The 16,211-nt window shown below is 57.6% G+C and carries 13 protein-coding genes; 5 read left to right on the top strand and 8 right to left on the bottom strand.

The features are described from left to right. Positions 1-2: 2 nt before the first annotated feature. Entirely contained in the window at positions 3-1,367 is a 1,365-nt protein-coding gene (gene gorA / locus BVH74_RS13920) for a glutathione-disulfide reductase (RefSeq protein WP_080050655.1), read from the bottom strand. A 148-nt stretch (positions 1,368-1,515) separates the two neighbouring features. Between gorA and BVH74_RS13915 the strand changes: the two genes are divergently transcribed. Beyond that, positions 1,516-2,409, top strand: coding sequence for an AraC family transcriptional regulator (locus BVH74_RS13915; RefSeq protein WP_218189136.1), 894 nt, complete (start codon positions 1,516-1,518; stop codon positions 2,407-2,409). 92 nt (positions 2,410-2,501) lie between these two features. Continuing rightward, on the top strand, positions 2,502-4,634 hold the full coding sequence (locus tag BVH74_RS13910; protein WP_080050652.1) for a TonB-dependent siderophore receptor: 2,133 nt from the start codon (positions 2,502-2,504) through the stop codon (positions 4,632-4,634). A gap of 10 nt (positions 4,635-4,644) precedes the next feature. Here BVH74_RS13910 and BVH74_RS13905 read toward each other — a convergent pair whose 3' ends face one another. Further along, complete coding sequence (locus tag BVH74_RS13905) at positions 4,645-6,015, bottom strand: UDP-glucose dehydrogenase family protein (RefSeq protein WP_080050651.1); 1,371 nt, start codon at positions 6,013-6,015, stop codon at positions 4,645-4,647. A 210-nt stretch (positions 6,016-6,225) separates the two neighbouring features. On the opposite strand from BVH74_RS13905, the gene BVH74_RS13900 reads away from it, so the two are divergent. After that, on the top strand, positions 6,226-7,575 hold the full coding sequence (locus BVH74_RS13900; RefSeq protein ID WP_080050650.1) for a sigma-54 dependent transcriptional regulator: 1,350 nt from the start codon (positions 6,226-6,228) through the stop codon (positions 7,573-7,575). An 8-nt stretch (positions 7,576-7,583) separates the two neighbouring features. Here the strand turns inward: BVH74_RS13900 and fapF are convergent, their stop codons facing one another. Genes fapF through fapA form a run of 6 tightly spaced genes read right to left on the bottom strand, consistent with a single transcriptional unit; the run spans position 7,584 to position 12,530 of the window. Continuing rightward, a complete protein-coding gene (fapF, locus tag BVH74_RS13895; protein ID WP_080050649.1) occupies positions 7,584-8,849 on the bottom strand; it encodes a fibril amyloid transporter FapF in 1,266 nt (421 codons plus the stop codon). Positions 8,850-8,879: 30 nt separating this feature from the next. Further along, the gene (gene fapE / locus BVH74_RS13890) at positions 8,880-9,614 is read right to left on the bottom strand and encodes a fibril amyloid subunit FapE (protein WP_080050647.1); all 735 of its coding nucleotides are present in this window, start codon (positions 9,612-9,614) and stop codon (positions 8,880-8,882) included. 37 nt (positions 9,615-9,651) lie between these two features. Next, positions 9,652-10,347, bottom strand: coding sequence for a fibril amyloid maturation endopeptidase FapD (fapD, locus tag BVH74_RS13885; protein ID WP_080050646.1), 696 nt, complete (start codon positions 10,345-10,347; stop codon positions 9,652-9,654). Positions 10,348-10,400: 53 nt separating this feature from the next. Then, positions 10,401-11,396, bottom strand: a complete 996-nt coding sequence (gene fapC, locus BVH74_RS13880) for an amyloid-like fimbrin subunit FapC (RefSeq protein WP_080050645.1) — start codon at positions 11,394-11,396, stop codon at positions 10,401-10,403. A gap of 43 nt (positions 11,397-11,439) precedes the next feature. Beyond that, the gene (gene fapB / locus BVH74_RS13875) at positions 11,440-12,021 is read right to left on the bottom strand and encodes a fibril amyloid subunit FapB (protein ID WP_231705522.1); all 582 of its coding nucleotides are present in this window, start codon (positions 12,019-12,021) and stop codon (positions 11,440-11,442) included. Positions 12,022-12,038: 17 nt separating this feature from the next. Further along, positions 12,039-12,530: a functional amyloid chaperone FapA gene (gene fapA / locus BVH74_RS13870; RefSeq protein WP_505689804.1), complete on the bottom strand. Its 492-nt coding sequence runs from the start codon at positions 12,528-12,530 to the stop codon at positions 12,039-12,041. A 613-nt stretch (positions 12,531-13,143) separates the two neighbouring features. Between fapA and BVH74_RS13865 the strand changes: the two genes are divergently transcribed. Beyond that, a complete protein-coding gene (locus BVH74_RS13865; RefSeq protein ID WP_177344535.1) occupies positions 13,144-14,421 on the top strand; it encodes a tyrosine-type recombinase/integrase in 1,278 nt (425 codons plus the stop codon). A gap of 204 nt (positions 14,422-14,625) precedes the next feature. Beyond that, positions 14,626-15,765 carry an HsdM family class I SAM-dependent methyltransferase gene (locus BVH74_RS13860; protein WP_177344534.1) on the top strand — a complete coding sequence of 380 codons (1,140 nt, stop codon included), beginning with the start codon at positions 14,626-14,628 and terminating at the stop codon, positions 15,763-15,765. Positions 15,766-16,211 lie beyond the last annotated feature (446 nt).

Here is a 16,211-nt window from a genome sequence, read left to right as displayed (position 1 = left end):
TGTCAGTCCTCCCGGGTTGGGGTGCGCATGGTAACAAACTCCTCAGCTGCAGTGGGATGTATACCCAGGGTTGCATCGAAAACCGCCTTAGTAGCGCCAGCCTTGACCGCCACTGCCAGCCCCTGAACGATCTCCCCTGCCTCGGGGCCAACCATATGAATGCCCAGCACCCGGTCGGTAACCTTGTCCACCAAGAGCTTCATGAAGCTTTGTTCACTACGTCCGGCCAGGGTATTGCGCATGGCACGGAAGCGACTTTCAAACACCTTGAGCTGGTAGCCCTTGGCCCTGGCCTGCTCTTCGCTAAGGCCCAGCGTGGCGATATTGGGAATGCAGAATACCGCTGTGGGGATATCGGCATAATCGACCGGGCGATACTCCTCTGGCTTAAACAGCCGGCGGGCCAGGGCCATACCTTCGGCCAGGGCAACCGGAGTCAGTTGCAGGGTATCGGTTACATCGCCAATGGCGAAAATTGCCGGGTCCTGGGTCTGGTAGTCACTATCCACGGCAATAAAGCCCTTGGCATCCAGAGTTGCGGCGGTGTTTTCCAGCCCCAGGCCATCCAGATTCGGCTTGCGTCCGGTGGCATAGAGCACCAGATCAGCGTCCAGTGTTTCTCCGCTTTTCAGTGCAACACGCAGGCTGCCATCGGGCTGTTTGTCGATGCGTTCAACATCGGCATTGAAGCGCAGGTCCAGCCCCTTATCCTTCAGGGTCTTGGCGACATGCTCACGCACGCCCAGGTCAAAACCACGCAGGAACAGTTCGCCGCGATACAGCAAGGTCGAATCACAGCCCAGGCCATGGAAAATACTGGCGAACTCGATAGCAATATAACCACCGCCAACCACCAGGGTGCGCTTGGGCAACTCTGGCAGGTAGAACACCTCGTTGGAACTGATCACATGTTCGCGGCCGGGGAACTCGGGAATATGCGGCCAGCCCCCGGTGGCCAGCAGAATTCGTTCGGCAGTGTAGCTCTGGCCGTTAACCTCGACGGTATGTGAGTCGAGTAGTCTGGCCCGGCCTTCGATCAGTTGAACGCCGGCCGAAGTCAGTAGATTGCGATAAATACCGTTGAGCCGCAGAATCTCGCGATTCTTGTTTTCGACCAGGCGCGACCAGTTGAACCCGGATGCCGGAAGATCCCAGCCATAGCCTGCGGCATCCTCGAAGTCTTCGGCAAAATGAGCGGCATAAGCGAACAGCTTTTTTGGTACACAGCCGACGTTGACGCAAGTGCCTCCCAGATAACGGTCTTCGGCCACGGCGACCCGGGCACCAAAGCCCGCAGCCATACGGCTGGCACGTACCCCGCCGGAACCGGCGCCAATCACGAACAGATCAAAATCATATGCGGCCATGCGCTTAATCCCGTAATGCTTAAAAAGCCGAGCATACCGTATTTACCTGGCAGCATCCCTACCACATCAATCAAGCTAAACGACAATCACTTGCATTTGACCTGTTCATCCGTAAGCTAGCGGGAGTATTCTGTGTCAGGCCTTCCCTTTGTCCATCGTCAACCCATCTTTCAGCCGAATCAGCCGAGTGCTTGAGCATATTCATGCTCACCTGGACCAGGCCTTGTCGCTGGACCAGTTGGCCAGCCTGAGCTGCTGGTCACGCTGGCAATTGCAGCGGGTATTCATGCTGCATACCGGCCTGAGCGTCGCTCAGTACATCCGTGAATTACGCCTGAGCAAGGCTGCCGAGTTGCTGCTTGATACCCCCTTACGGCAACTGGATATCGCCCTGGCCTGTGGTTTTGAATCTGAAATCAGCTTCAGCCGCAGTTTCCGGCAAATGTTTGGCTGTCCACCTGGCCAATACCGACAGCGGGGTGTGCGCATCGGCCTGCGAACACCGTTGCGACCGGACTGTAACAGCCCGGTCTTGCAGCAAATGGTGCAGGTGCGGATTGAGACACGTCCGGCATTTGAGCTTGTGGGGGTCTTTGGAGAAATCGCAGGGCTCTATGCTGCCAATCCTGACTTCAAAACCAGCGTACCCAGGCTATGGCAGCGCTTTGCCCAGCGCGTAGCCGATACCCGTTCACGGGTTCGGATTGGTGTTCTCGATGTGCGTGACAACCACCCTGAAGCACGCATCCCCTACTGGGCCGGAGTAGTCGCACCGCTGGCCAATGATCAAGGTTTGAGCAGGTTGAGCGTTCCCGCCCAGCAATATGCAGTGGTTCCCTGTCATGGCCCGATTGGGCAGCTTGAACATCTCATCGACTGGTTTATTCAGAGTTGGCTGCCGGACTCTGGCTATTGCGGGGTCAATGGCTTCGATCTGGAGATCTATCCACCAGACTTCGAACCTCAGAATCCGGATGCGCGCATGGAGTATTGGGTTCCGGTCACGCTCTGCCAACATGGGTACTCTCCTTCCCTGAGATAGGTATGCCCCAAAATGTTAAGTGGCTTGCTGCCAGTAATGCATAAAATGCGAATCATTAGCATCTGATGTAAGACCACTGATCAGGAGCCTCAATGAAGTCGCACCATCCGTTTCAGCGTTCCCTGCTGGCCTTGAGTATTGCTTCGCTGCTCTGCACTCCGGCCTTGGCCAACGAGCTGCATGAGCACGAACTGGACGATGTCGTGATTTACGGCAATACCGAGCGTAACACCGCCACCAAAACGCAGCTCGCCCCACAGGAAACGCCGCAAAGTATCTCGGTAATCGACCAGAACACCCTGTCCATGCGCAATGCCGACTCGGTAGCTGCCGCTCTACGCTACACCCCGGGCGTCAATACCGAACTGCGAGGTGGTGCGGTAACCCGGCTGGATCTGTTCAACGTACGCGGCTTCATCAATTACCAGAACGCCTATGACGGTCTGCAATTGCTATACAACGACTGGAACCTGCAGCCGCAGATCGACCTGCTGGCCGTTGAGCAGGTCGAGGTCTTCAAGGGACCGACGTCAACTCTGTACGGCAATATGCCACCGGGCGGCATGGTCAATTTGATCAGCAAAAAGCCCGGCAAGGATCCCTACAACAGCGTACAACTGGCGATCGGCAGCCAGGACTTGCGTGAGCTGAGTATTGAGTCTCGCGGCCAACTGGGTGACTCCAACCTGTCCTACAGCATTGTCGGCCTGGCCCGCAGCAAGGATGGTCAGGCACAGACCTCCGAGGAGGAGCGGATCATGCTGGCGCCCTCGCTGGACTGGCAGGTCACTGACGCCACACTGGTCAATTTCAATCTGTACTATCAGAAAGATCCGGACATGGGCATCTATACCACCTTGCCGGCCAGCGGCCTGTTCCTGCGCAACAGCAACGGCAAGCTGGACCCCGACACCTACAGTGGTGACGCTAACTGGAACACCTTTGACCGTGAAGTACTGATGCCTGGCTACAAGATCAGCCATCAGTTCAACGACAACTGGAGCTTCCTGCACAACACCCGGTTCCTGGATGCTGATGTACTGCAGAAAAACACCTACTCCACGGTTCTGGCCGCTGACGAGCGGACGCTGAGCCGTCGCGCCTACCTGACCGATGAGCGCAGCAAGGGCGTAACCATGGACAACCAGTTGTCTGGCCTGGTGCGTACCGGCGTAGTGGAGCACAACCTGCTGCTGGGGCTCGACTACCTGGATCTGGATTCGCGGATTCGGTATGAAGATGCGCTAGCACCGGATATCGACTTGTTCAATCCCAACCATCATCTGATCGATCCCGGTAGTCTGGATTTCGCCGCGTCGGGCTACAGCAGCAAATTCGATCTGAGCAAGCGGCAAACCGGGTTCTACTTCCAGGATCAGATGCGTCTCGGCCGCTTGGTGGTAATTGCCGGGGTACGCCGTGACCACTTCAAGGGCAGCGAAAAAGGCGTCAAATACGGCTTCGCCACCAATGACAGCTTCAAGCAGAACAAGACTACCTATCGCGCTGGCATGCTGTATGGCTTCGACAATGGTCTGGCACCGTTCGTCAGCTATGCCGAAAGCTTCGAGCCGATGAACGGCAGTGATCGCAATGGCCGCAAGTTCGAACCCTCTAACGGCCAGCAGTGGGAGGCTGGAATCAAGTACGCAGCCCCCGACCGGCGCACCAGCGGTTCACTGGCCGTTTACCGGATCACCAAGGACAACGTCCAGACCCGCGACCCGAACGGCGGTCCCTATGATCTGATCCAGGCCGGCGAAGTACGCTCCCAGGGTGTGGAGCTGGAGCTGGCCTCCCAGGTGACTGACAGCCTGCACCTGAGCGGCTCATGGACAGTGCAGGATGTAGAGGTGACCAAAGACAACAGCGGCCTCAAGGGCACCACCCCGGTATGGATTCCCGAGCAGCAGGTTGCTCTATGGGCCAACTACGAGCTGTACAATGGCCCGCTGGCCGGTACCAGTCTGGGACTGGGCTGGCGCTATATCGGCGAGGCAGAACTGAACGAGCGCAACACCGGCGGCAAGGTGCCTTCGGCCCGTCTGGTTGATCTGTCCGTTGGTTATGACCTGAGCGAATTGGACACTAGCCTGGCCGGTGCCAGTATCCGGCTGTCGGTCAACAACCTGCTGGATGAGCGCTATTACAGTTGCTACGACGAAAACAACTGCTGGTTCGGCGCCGAACGCACCATTCAGGCCAGCCTCAAATACGAGTTCTGAGCGCAGTTTCCTAGGCGATCCTTAGTGCTGGCCGCTGTTGCGGCTCGGCACTGGGTCGCCCTACCCCGACATACTCGAACCCCTGCGCCTGCAACGCCTGCGGATCATATTGATTGCGCCCATCAATCAACAACGGGCGACGCATCAGCTCACGCAAACGAATGAAGTCCGGCTGGCGAAACTGCTTCCACTCAGTCACCAGCACCAGCGCATCGGCAAAGCGAGCGGCCTGGTACTGATCTTCACTCAACTGTAATTGGCCCCGAGCCACCGCGGCAGCAAACTGATTGGCGATATTCGTTCCTGCGACCGGGTCAAACGCCTGCACCCGTACTCCTGCATCCAGCAAGGATTTGACCAGCACCAGGCTTGGCGCATCACGGATATCATCGGTGCCTGGCTTGAACGACAGGCCCCAGATCGCCACGGTCATATCACGCAAATTGCTGCCAAGCCGTGTGCTGATCTGACGAAACAGCCATTGCTTTTGCGTACTGTTACGCGCCTCAACAGCGCTCAGCAACGGCAACTGTTGATCCTCTGCTTCGGCCATGTGCAACAAGGCGCGAATATCCTTGGGAAAACAGGAGCCACCATAACCACAACCGGCATAGATGAACTGGTGGCCGATTCGCTGATCTGAACCGATCCCCTTGCGCACCTGCTCGATATCCACCCCAAGCCTGGCGCTCAGGCTGGCCATCTCATTCATGAATGAGATCTTGGTGGCCAGGAAGGCATTGGCGGCGTACTTGCTGAATTCGGCGGCGCGCCGGCCCATGAGCAAAATCCGCTCGTGGTTGCGCACGAATGGCGCATACAGCGCGCACATGACCTCGGCGGCATGATCATCTTCAGTCCCGATGATGATCCGGTCCGGGCGCATGAAGTCATTGATCGCCACGCCTTCTTTGAGAAACTCCGGATTGCTCACCACGCTGGCCCGCCAGTTCAGATGGCGACGAGCACAATGCTGGTCGAGAATCGCCTGAACCCGACAGGCGGTACCGACCGGCGCGGTCGATTTACAGACGACAATCGCTGGCGCCATAAGGTACTGGCCCAGGCTGGCGGCTACCGAGAGAATCTGTGAAATATCCGCTGAACCATCCGCGCTCGATGGCGTACCGACCGCAATGAAGACTACCTCGGCGCGTTCCAGGGCCTGGTCCAGACGCGTGGTAAAAGCCAACCTGCGGCCGCTGAGATTGACCGCCAGCAAGGCTTCAATTCCGGGCTCATAGATGGGTGAACGACCGTCAGACAGCGCGGCGATCCGTTCCCGGTCCTGGTCGACACAGATCACATCGTTGCCCATTTCGGCAAAACAGGCCGCCGTTACCAATCCGACATAACCACACCCAATAACCGTGATACGCATCGCTGTACTCCCAAATGGTGGAGGGATACCGCGATTGCGCCATACCTGGATGACGACGCCATGACCGCTAGTTGAAGGCTTGATGACACAATAGCACTACATGCATCAACTCACTTATAGCTGCTGGCTCTTAGATGAAATCGGTCCATCCGGTTTGGATTGCCTTGCTATGTTTAGGGAGTACCCCCAACACTCACATAATAAAGACTCATGGAAAACACCCAAGGACTGGCCCAGCTCATCCCCGGTTTGAAATATTCACGCCGGTTGCTGCTGGTTGACCCATGCCAGGAATGCCGGACTCTGATTCCGCGCATGGAGGCCAGCGGCTGGAGCATCACGACCTGTGAACTGGCCGAAGTTCCGGCCCAGGGCTTTGATGTTGGCCTTATCCGTCTTCATGATGCACATCTTAAGCGCGCCGAGCCTTTGAAAGCCCTGCTTGGCCGGGCTGGAACCGAATGGTTGGCCGCTGTACGCCCTGAGTCAATGCAGTGCCCCAGTTTCAGCAATTTTGTCGGAGAGTGGTTTTTCGATTACCACACCCTGCCCTTCGAGCCTGAGCGGGTATGCGTGGCGTTGGGGCGGGCTTATGGCATGGCCAGACTGCGCAAACGGCCCACGCCCATCAATGCAGGCTACCAGATCATTGGCGACAGCAAGCTCACCCGACAGCTCAACGGTTTGATTGGCAAACTGGCACCCACTGACTCCCCCGTCCTGATTCGAGGTGACAGTGGCACCGGCAAAGAGCTGGTGGCCAGAGCATTGCACTGGCGCTCACGGCGGGCCAGCGGGCCGTTCGTGCCCGTCAATTGCGGGGCCATTGCCGAGCACCTGATTCAGTCAGAGATGTTCGGTCATGAGAAAGGCGCCTTCACAGGCGCCCATCAGCGCAAGATTGGCCGTATAGAGCAGGCCAATGGCGGTACGCTGTTTCTGGATGAAATCGGTGACCTACCGCTGGAGTTGCAAGCCAACCTGCTGCGATTTTTGCAAGAAAAACAGATTGAGCGGGTTGGCTCCAGCAAGCCGATCAATGTCGATGTCCGGGTTCTGGCAGCCACCCATATCGACCTTGAGCAGGCTATCGAACAGGGGCGGTTTCGCGAAGACTTGTATTACCGTCTCAATGTTCTGCAGGTTCAAACGGCGCGGCTGAACGAACGCCGTGAAGATATCCCGCCACTGGCTCATCATTTTGCCGAACTGTATGCGATTGAGGTTGGGCGCCGGCCCCGACGGTTCAGTGAGGACGCCATGCAGGCCATGATTGACTACGACTGGCCGGGCAACGTGCGTGAACTGGCCAACCGGGTTCGACGCGGCATGGCCCTGGCAGAGGGGCGGCTGATCCAGGCTTTCGATCTGGGACTGGAGCAGGCCCCCTCGCATCGCAGCCGCATAGATACACTCAACGACTATATACTGCGCGCTGAAGCTCACGCTCTGAGCGACGCGCTGAGCCTGTTTCCCAACAACGCCAGCCGAGCCGCAGCTGCGCTGGGCGTTTCACGCCCGACCTTTTATCGACTGCTGCACAAGCATCACTTGCGGTAACCCCCTGCTCAGAAGTAATAGGGAAACTTGAGGCTGAATGTGAAGTCTGGCGCATCGGGTGTCAGACCAACCGATAGACTGGGTACTACGGTCAGGTCATTGTTCACGGCATAAGTCATGCCGATATTGAAATAGGCAGCATTGGCATCGCTGCCGCTGATTTTCTGCCAGGGGCCGCCCTGAGGCTTGATCCGGCTGCTGCGACTGATCAGTTCGGAAAACGACATGGACAGACTCATGCGTTCATTCAAGGCAAAAGCCATCCCCAGGCCAAACTGGAAGTAATCACCCAGATCGACCTTGCCGGGAACCTTGGCATTACGCTCGGTGCTGATGTCTGAAAAACTTTCGGTCTTGTGGTAGGTATAGGACAGGTTGCCGAACACCACGGCCGGGTCCAGAGTCTTGACCAGAGAAATACCAGGGCTGATAGCCCAGACGCCATTGCCGGTCGGCAGATCCTCGGGAACGCTGAGGTTGGTGTTGCCTGAAACACGATCAAACTTGATGCCGTAAGGTTCCTTGCCGGTAGGTGCTTTTATCCGCAGGCTGGCCACCGCATCCGGGCGTCCTGGGGCTTCATCAAGGAATTTGTAGGAAACGCCGAAGCTGATATCGCCCAAGCGTGGATCACCGGTAACGGTTTTCTCGCTGAATTGGGCTGTTGAGCCTCCGGCACCTGCTGATTGATAGGTGGTACGCCGATAGATCAGCGGCAGGTTTACGTCGAACTGCCAGCGCTGGTGCAGGTTGTAGCGACCGGTCAGGTCCAGGGTGAAGGTGTTGGCCTTGATCTCATCGATCCCCAGGTTGCCGAGAAAGATCGCATCAAGCGCCAGAAAGCCATTGAGAAACAGTTGTCGGGTATCGTAATAACTGTAGGTAAGCCCTGGCTCGATACTGAAGGTGCCGCCGCCGAAGAAACCGCTGGCTTCCTGGTACAGAGCCTCAACGCTAGGTGGCGGTTCGGATGACTCTCTTAGTGTCTGGCCATAACCACCTTCTGCCCTGGCGACCTGTGTTGCTGGTTGAGCGGGCGCCGCAGGCGCTGCTGCCGGAGCTGCGGGGGGCGCAGCAGGTTCGCTGGTGCGGCCTTCCAACTGACGCAGGCGCTGCTCCAGTATCATCAGCGCATTTTGCTGAGCCTCATAGCGCTGTTTGAGTACCTCCAACTCCTGACGCAGCACTGCTTCTTCACTGCTCATTCCCTGGGCCAGGGCACAGCTACTGCTGGCCATTACTACAAGTAACGCACCACGCCAGTATCGACACATGACAGTATCCTTGCGCTATTCGGTTCTTGTTCAATAGCCTGCCGGGCGCAGAGCCCGCATTTGCTCCCAGGCACAGTTGGCCAGGTCCATGCTCAAGGCTCTCTCGCGCAGGGCCACGTTAAGTTCAGCGGTGTTGAATACCTGGTTCAGATTGCCGCCTATATTGGCCTGTTGCGAGAGGTTGCCTCCGCCCATGATCTGCTGAGCGCTGCCCTGGCCATGGTTCGCCTGCAGGGCAATCTGCAAGCCCCCGGCGTGTTTGTTGATCTGGACTACACCTGCACCATTGGCAAATTGAGTTGGGCCATTCCATGGTTGACCGCCTTGAGCAAAGACCTGCTCGCTCGAGCTGATATTGATGGTCAGATCGTTCAGTGCATCATTGTAATCACCGGCACTACGCACGCTCTGAACCACACCCTGTACGCTACCCAGCCCTGCTCCGCCAATGACCTGCCCGGTTCCCGGGTTGACTACTGCGCCGTTGCCCAACTGTTCAAGCATGGTTACATGCAGGCTTGGCTCGCTTTTGCCATTCATCTGGAAGTTGACCTGAGCACCAATCGCCTGACCTGCGCTGTTCTGCCAGAATGTGGTCATGGTGACGCCGAAATGAATGACCCGGTCCGGCAGCACATAGCGCCCACGCAGCTCAGCCAGCTCCGCATCTCTAAGCTCGACCGGCTGGAACAGGCCTTGAGCGCTGACTGGCAGGCTCAAGCAGGCCAGGCTCCCTATCAAGCAGCATTTCATCTTTATGTTCATGTTGCGCTCCTGGAGCGTAATAGCTCTTGCACAGGCGCTAGAAAAAATCACTCTGGATAAAACCAAACTCCATCAGGTCCGCATCCTTGACCGGGCTGAACCGGTCCAGCCGGTGTCTGGCGGTCAATGGTTCTGGCGGTGTCAGCAGAACATTGTTGCGGTCATAGCCGGGGCCAATGACAGCAAACACAATGCCGTTCCAGCCATTGGCAAATTCGGCGAGCGGCATCTTCTTCTGCCCCAGAACCGGGTCACCAATGTAGACCCAGCCATCACTGCTGCGCTGCATAACCACGAAGTGCTTGTAGCCCCGGATATCCACCAGCACGATTGCAGGGATCTGCACCTGCTCCAGGTGTTCCGGCTCAATGCGATATCCTCTGGCGCGCAGCCCGATGCTTTCGACATAGTTCTTCATGTCCAGCATCGAAAACCCCAGTGTCCTGACCTGCTCGACATCGGCCTCGGCCAACATGCCTTCGATAACCTGCTCTTCGGTCAGACTCCAGCCATAGGCGTGGTTCAGGACCGTAGCCAGAGACGCCGCGCCGCAACTGAAATCGGTTTTCTGTTCAACCAGATTCAAATAGCGCCGCTCACGCATGCTGGTAACTGACTTGAAAGCCAAACCGCCGCCCGGCAAAACGGCAAACCCCTGTCCGCGCGCCTCGCTAACCTCGGCGCCAAGGCCCAGCGCAGCGAAACACACTGCGGCCATGATCAACTGACGCATTGCAGCCCTCCTCTACTGGAGCCCGGGCAAAGCCCGGGTCCAGATGCTTGCGCTCAGAGTTCGCCACCACCGCCACCACCATTGGGGCAGGCGGTGCAACCGGCAGCAATCGCCAGCGAGTTGCTCTGCTGGTTGCCACCACCAGCAGCCACGTTGACCCCAACATTACCCGATACATTGTTCAGCGAACCGTTGATCGTGGCATTGTTGGTGACCGGCCCGGTGAATCCGACAACAACCGGGATATAGCCGCTGACGGATCCCTTCAGACCCAGGGTTCCTTCTTCGTTGAAGGCAAAAGCGCCGCCATCACCGTTCAGGTCAACCGCTCCTTGCGCCGCGCTGTCCACATCGATATGACCGATATTGGCACCGCCCGGATGAGTAGGCCCTTCCCAGACATCGAGATATACGTCACCGATCTGATCAGACACCCCTTCATAGGTACCATCAGCTTTGAGCTTGAGGTGGACGTACTGCTTGCCATAGTCCAGTACGGCAAGGTTGTCAGTGTTGTTGCCGAACGACTTCTGCTCGACATTCACACTGGCACCCGCAGTGAATGCACTGCTGGACGAAGCGATCGCCATGTCGTTCTTCTGTTGGTTGTAGTTGCCAGCGGCGATGTTGATACCAACATTACCCGAAGTGTCGTTGGCCGAATTGTTCAACGACGCATCGTTGGGCACGCTGTAGTTGGTCAGGTCGTTGTTGAACGCCTTTTGCTGAACATCGATGCTGGCCTGAGCCGAGGCGACAACCGGGAAACCAAAAACAAACAACGCGTCAGCTGTGGCCACCGCTGCAGCGTTGGCTTGCTGGTTGTTGTCACCCGCCGCGACGTTGACCCCGACATTGCCCGAAGCACTGTTCAGTGAATCATTCACCGAAGCGGTATTCTCGGTTCCCTGATTCAGCACCTCATTGTTGAAGTTCTTCTGGGTGTCATAGATCACCGCAGAAGCCCCATCACCTACGGCATAGGCTGAGCCAGAAATGGCTACAGCCAGCCCGAATGCCAGCGGAGTGAGTACTCTTTGCGTCTTCATGATGTGGATCTCCTTGTGTTGCGTTTAGTTGACTGCCAACGGATCAATCGATGATCCGTATGCCGAGGTTGTTTACCGACCGGTTACCAACCCCCGCGCTCTGGTTCAGCTGCACCGCGCCACGACTTCCCACAAAGGCCTGGTCATCGATCTCGACCAGGCGTTCGCCGTTGTTGGGTACTTCTGCACCCGAGTTGAGCGACAGCGGCGCAGCGCTTTGCGCCAGTCCACTGTCGTCAAGGCTTTCTGGCAGAGCACCAAAACCCAGCCTGAAAGCATTGATCTGCTGATTGCCGACACCGGCACTCTGATTGACCCCCAGGATGCCGTTGCCGGCACTGAATGCATTGCCTGTGATATGACTGCTGGCATCCAACTGGCCGGTCTCTTCGGCAATCTGGTCGCGCTGTTGGCGGACCTGAACCGAGGCGTGCTCGCCGGCGGCAATGGCCCGAGCATTGACCTGTTGCTGAGCACTGCCGGCCGCCTGGTTGACCATGGCGTTGCCGCTGTAGCCCTGGAGCGAATTATGGATCTGGGCCTGATCTTGCTGATCCGCCGAGAGCTGCGCGCAGAAGCTCAGCGCCAGAGCAAAACTCAGGGCGTGCTGCATGGTTGTACGCATGATCGAACTCCTTGTGATTATCGTCCTTGCAACTGCTGCAGTGGGCTCAAGCCCTGCTGCAGGCTTCGATTGACCTGGCCATCGATATTGTTGCCAAGGCGACTGCCACCGCTGTGGCTGGCTCCAGGCGATGCGGGGATATTCTGCTGATTGACACCGGCACTGCCGCGCTGGACATGCTCCCCGACCGCATGCGGCCCCTGAGGATTGGTCAGATGGTGCTGAATCCCGTGTCCCCCGGTGATATTGGCGAAGTCACTGTCGCTGAGTTCACCGGGAGCAGTCAGATTGCTCAGCCCCTGATCAATGACTGCATTGGGCTTGGGGTTGACGATATGAGGATTGGGATCGGGTACCAGTGGCGGACGTGTTGCGCTACGAGGCTGGACCTCGCGGATAATGATGATGTCACCGCCGGCAGCGAATGCGGGAGGCGTCATGACAATGGCAGGCAGCAGGCAGAAAAAGAACAACAGATACCGCAGCCCTACGATACATCCTGTGTCCATGGCTTTTTTTCGCTTATGTTGTTGGGTGTAACGCCCAAAACAAAGCAGAACTCATGCCCTAAAATAAAAAGCCTTATATTTTAATTAGATAGGTGTTTTTGCGGAGAAGGTTTCGACGCGATCTGTTTCATCAATGAAACACTTTTATCAGTCTGCTTCTGGCCTTTCCTCGGTTAAAGCCCGAGCGCCCGCAGGCTTGAAGTGAACTCGACAATTGTCCTGCAGTGTTTCAGCGCTGTAACAGCAGCAGAGGATCTGTAACCGGTTGTTTCAGAATTGAAACGGGGCATAACAGCCATTTCAAATGGCCATTACGTCAATTCAATAAGCTTCGGAAGGTTTGAGAATTGCCTGTAAGGCTGGTAAGTCATCGAAGTGAATGGTGCCCGGAGCCGGAATCGAACCGGCACGGTCGCAATGACCGCAAGATTTTAAGTTCAAATTTTGCCATCATTTGGCGGCAGTTAGAGGCATTTAGGCTCCGCATCTCAACAAAATGATTGGCTGCGAAGGCGGTTTGGCCAAGAGTTCGGCATCCAGAGGCATACCTAGTCCGGCACCTGCACGGTTCGCGGACGGTTCGCCACCCTGGGCCAACAACTGGAGCACCGCCATGCCAACCTTCGCACCTACCAAGCTCACGATCCGCTTCGTCGAGAACCTGCCGCACGCCGAGCGCGACCCAACCTCCGGGCGCGTCCTATCGTACTCCGTCCGGGACACCCTCGTCCCTGGGCTGATGGTTGTCGTGAATGCGAACTCCAAGTCGTTCGCTGTCCAGCGCGACCTGTACTCCGAGGAGCGCGACGCCCAAGGCCGCCGCGTGAAGCTCGGCACCCGCCGCGTTCGCCTGGGCGACGCCAAGGGCTTCCTGTCCATCGAGGCCGTCCGGGCGAAGGCCCAGGAGGTCATCAACCAGCTCCGGGCAGGCATCGACCCGAACAAGCCCGCCGAGCCCGAGGCGCTGCCAGAGCCGAAGAAGGAATTCACCTTCGCCCAGGCGCTAGACTCCTACATCGACCGCTGCGAGCGCAAGGCCCGCCGCCCGAGCACCGTCCTGGGCTACCGGAACCTGTTCGAGCGTTACCTCAAGGACTGGGCCGACCGCCCGCTGCGCGAGATCGGCGACGACACCCTGGGCGTGGATGAGCGCCACCGCACCATTACCAAGAACAACGGGCCAGTGGCTGCCAACCAGACCATGCGCCTCGTCCGGGCTGTCTATCGGCACGCCCGCCGCAAGATGCGAGACCTCCCGCCGCCGCCCACCGACGCGGTGGATTTCAATGACGAGAAGCGCCGGGATGTCATCGTTACCGACTGGCCCGCCTTCTGGGCAGCGGTGCAGGGGCTTCGCAACCCGGTGACGCGAGACTGGTATCTGTTCTTGGCATTCACCGGCATGCGCCGGGGTGCCGCCAGCGAGGCCCGCATCGAGCACCTGGACTTGGAGAACGGCTTCCTGCACGTGCCCAACCCGAAGGGCGGGCCGAAGCGGGCCTTCGACCTGCCGCTGTCGGCCTTCCTCGTGGATATGGTGCGCCAGCGCGTCAAGGAGAACGCCGAGGTCTTCGGCAAGGATTACCCGTGGCTCTTCCCGTCGCACACCTCGGGCAAGGGGCACCTCACCCAGTCCCACGTCAGGCACGCTGGACTGGTGAATCCGCACGCTCTGCGCCACTCCTACGCGACCGCCGCCGCAGCCGTTGGGCTAGACCCCTTCACGATCAAGCTCCTGCTCAACCACCAACTGCCGGGCGTAACGGGCGGCTACATCCACGGCTCGGCGCTTGGAGCAACGCTCAGAGAGGCGCAGGGCCGCGTTTCGGCCTACCTCCTGGGCCAAATTCACGGCAACGTCCTAGCCTTCCCTAGGCGGGCTGTGGCGTAACAGCCCAGGGGCGCCCAGGCGACCCGCAACGGGTAGCGAGATCGTTTTCGCCACCCCAATGGGACTTACCTATTGCCTTCTGAAGGCCACCTCCATAATAATGACCTAGGTCACAACAGCACGGTCGTCACTCGTCACATGGCAAAAAGACATCAATTCGGGGTAGATTTCGTCTCCCGCATCCGCCGGATGCAGGAGATCATCATGGCCAACAGCGGGGTGGATGAGTTCTATGAAATCATCAGGCTGATCCTGGCTAAGTATTTTGCAGAAGGAAACGGACAGACGGAGCTGCCCGACAAAACAAGCTGTGACCAGCTCCTCACGGAACACGGCCCAGAAATCGCGTTTATTCTCGATGGCGTACTAGAGCTTCAGACCCCTGATAGCATCTTCGATGAAGTTCGCAGGGTCTTCGGTACGACTAGTATCCGAGGGCAAGATTTCACCGCTCTCGACCAAGCGTTCGAGCAGCTAACAAGCCGTTCCTACAAAGCTGACAAGGGACAGTATTTCACCCCCCGTCACGTTATCGACATGTGTGTCGAAGCAGTTGATCCCAAGCCGGGCGAACTGGTTTGCGACCCAGCTTGCGGCAGCGCTGCATTTCTCAAATCCGCGCACAGCTACGGCATCGAGAAGTACGGCAACGCGTCTAGCCTTTACGGTTTCGACTACTCACATCGAGCCTGCCAAGTCGCTAAAGTTGTCTCACTCATCGGCACTAAGGGTGCTATCAACGTTGAACAGGTTGATAGCCTACGATTACCAGAACGAACCCTCTTGGGCGAAGCGGGCGACACGATTGAAGCTCTCATGGGACCAGATTTCCCAGGCTTCGATGTTATTTTGACCAACCCCCCATTCGCAGGCGATGTCGCGGCAGAGACGTTTTCCGCCGCCTATGATGTTGCTAGGGTTTCAGGGAAGCGCCTTGAGCGTGACGTTTTATTTATAGAAAGATGCATCCGACTGCTTAAAGTTGGAGGGCGGCTTGCCATTGTCCTCCCCGATAACAAAGTGAGTAGCCGTGTCTTTCGTGATGTGCGCCTTTGGTTGGGCAAGAACAGCGAAATCCGAGCGGTGGTAAGCCTCCACCGTTACACCTTTCTGCCCTACACCACGCAAAAGGCAGCAGTCATCTTCGCAGTCAAGCAAGCCCCCTCACTCTCACCCTATGAGTCCGAGGTTCACTTCTTCCGCTCGGATGCGGCAGGAAAATCTAGTAACGGCTCGCCGAACTACCGACCCGATGCCGATACTGACGCACCGGCGTACCGCTCGCTCGACCATGACCTTGATGAGATTGCACCCCGTATTAGGAGCGTAATGTGCGCTGGATAACTCGATCGTTCTCAGAAACAGGTGCTGACTTCAGCCTCTCGCCAGAGCACTGGCTCGCCAGCGAGACCGCAAGCCAGCTTGCGGACGGCAAACTCTTGAGCGAGATTGTGCAGTCCATCACTCAGACGCAGATTCCGCCGGAAGACGCCCGATTTGTGCTCGACACGGGGAATGCTCGCGAAGGACTGCTGGACATTACGATCCTGGGCGATCCGGTCTCCGGACGAACAAGTAACAAAAAGATTATTAGGGACGGGGACGTAATCATTTCACGCCTCCGCCCCTATCTCCGGCAAGTTACGTTTATTCCGCCCGGTACGTGTGATCTTCTTGGCGTTGACCACCTTTACTGCTCGACGGAGTTCTTCGTCTTGCGCTCGCTTGAGGAAGGTAGAAGTATTGCCGGACTGGTCGCATGGTTGCTTAGCGAGCCCATACAGGAAATG

This window comes from Halopseudomonas phragmitis (genome assembly GCF_002056295.1).
Taxonomy (GTDB): Bacteria; Pseudomonadota; Gammaproteobacteria; order Pseudomonadales; family Pseudomonadaceae; genus Halopseudomonas; species Halopseudomonas phragmitis.
This window is presented reverse-complemented; position numbering and strand designations above follow the sequence as displayed.

Bases quoted from the DNA above. Each gene is read 5' to 3' on its own strand.
- BVH74_RS13865 (WP_177344535.1), top strand. From the start codon at position 13,144: ATGCCAACCTTCGCACCTACCAAGCTCACGATCCGCTTCGTCGAGAAC.
- gorA (WP_080050655.1), bottom strand. From the start codon at position 1,367: ATGGCCGCATATGATTTTGATCTGTTCGTGATTGGCGCCGGTTCCGGC.
- fapC (WP_080050645.1), bottom strand. From the start codon at position 11,396: ATGAAGACGCAAAGAGTACTCACTCCGCTGGCATTCGGGCTGGCTGTA.
- BVH74_RS13905 (WP_080050651.1), bottom strand. From the start codon at position 6,015: ATGCGTATCACGGTTATTGGGTGTGGTTATGTCGGATTGGTAACGGCG.
- fapA (WP_505689804.1), bottom strand. From the start codon at position 12,530: ATGGACACAGGATGTATCGTAGGGCTGCGGTATCTGTTGTTCTTTTTC.
- fapD (WP_080050646.1), bottom strand. From the start codon at position 10,347: ATGCGTCAGTTGATCATGGCCGCAGTGTGTTTCGCTGCGCTGGGCCTT.
- BVH74_RS13910 (WP_080050652.1), top strand. From the start codon at position 2,502: ATGAAGTCGCACCATCCGTTTCAGCGTTCCCTGCTGGCCTTGAGTATT.
- fapF (WP_080050649.1), bottom strand. From the start codon at position 8,849: ATGTGTCGATACTGGCGTGGTGCGTTACTTGTAGTAATGGCCAGCAGT.
- BVH74_RS13900 (WP_080050650.1), top strand. From the start codon at position 6,226: ATGGAAAACACCCAAGGACTGGCCCAGCTCATCCCCGGTTTGAAATAT.
- BVH74_RS13860 (WP_177344534.1), top strand. From the start codon at position 14,626: ATGGCCAACAGCGGGGTGGATGAGTTCTATGAAATCATCAGGCTGATC.
- fapB (WP_231705522.1), bottom strand. From the start codon at position 12,021: ATGCGTACAACCATGCAGCACGCCCTGAGTTTTGCTCTGGCGCTGAGC.
- fapE (WP_080050647.1), bottom strand. From the start codon at position 9,614: ATGAACATAAAGATGAAATGCTGCTTGATAGGGAGCCTGGCCTGCTTG.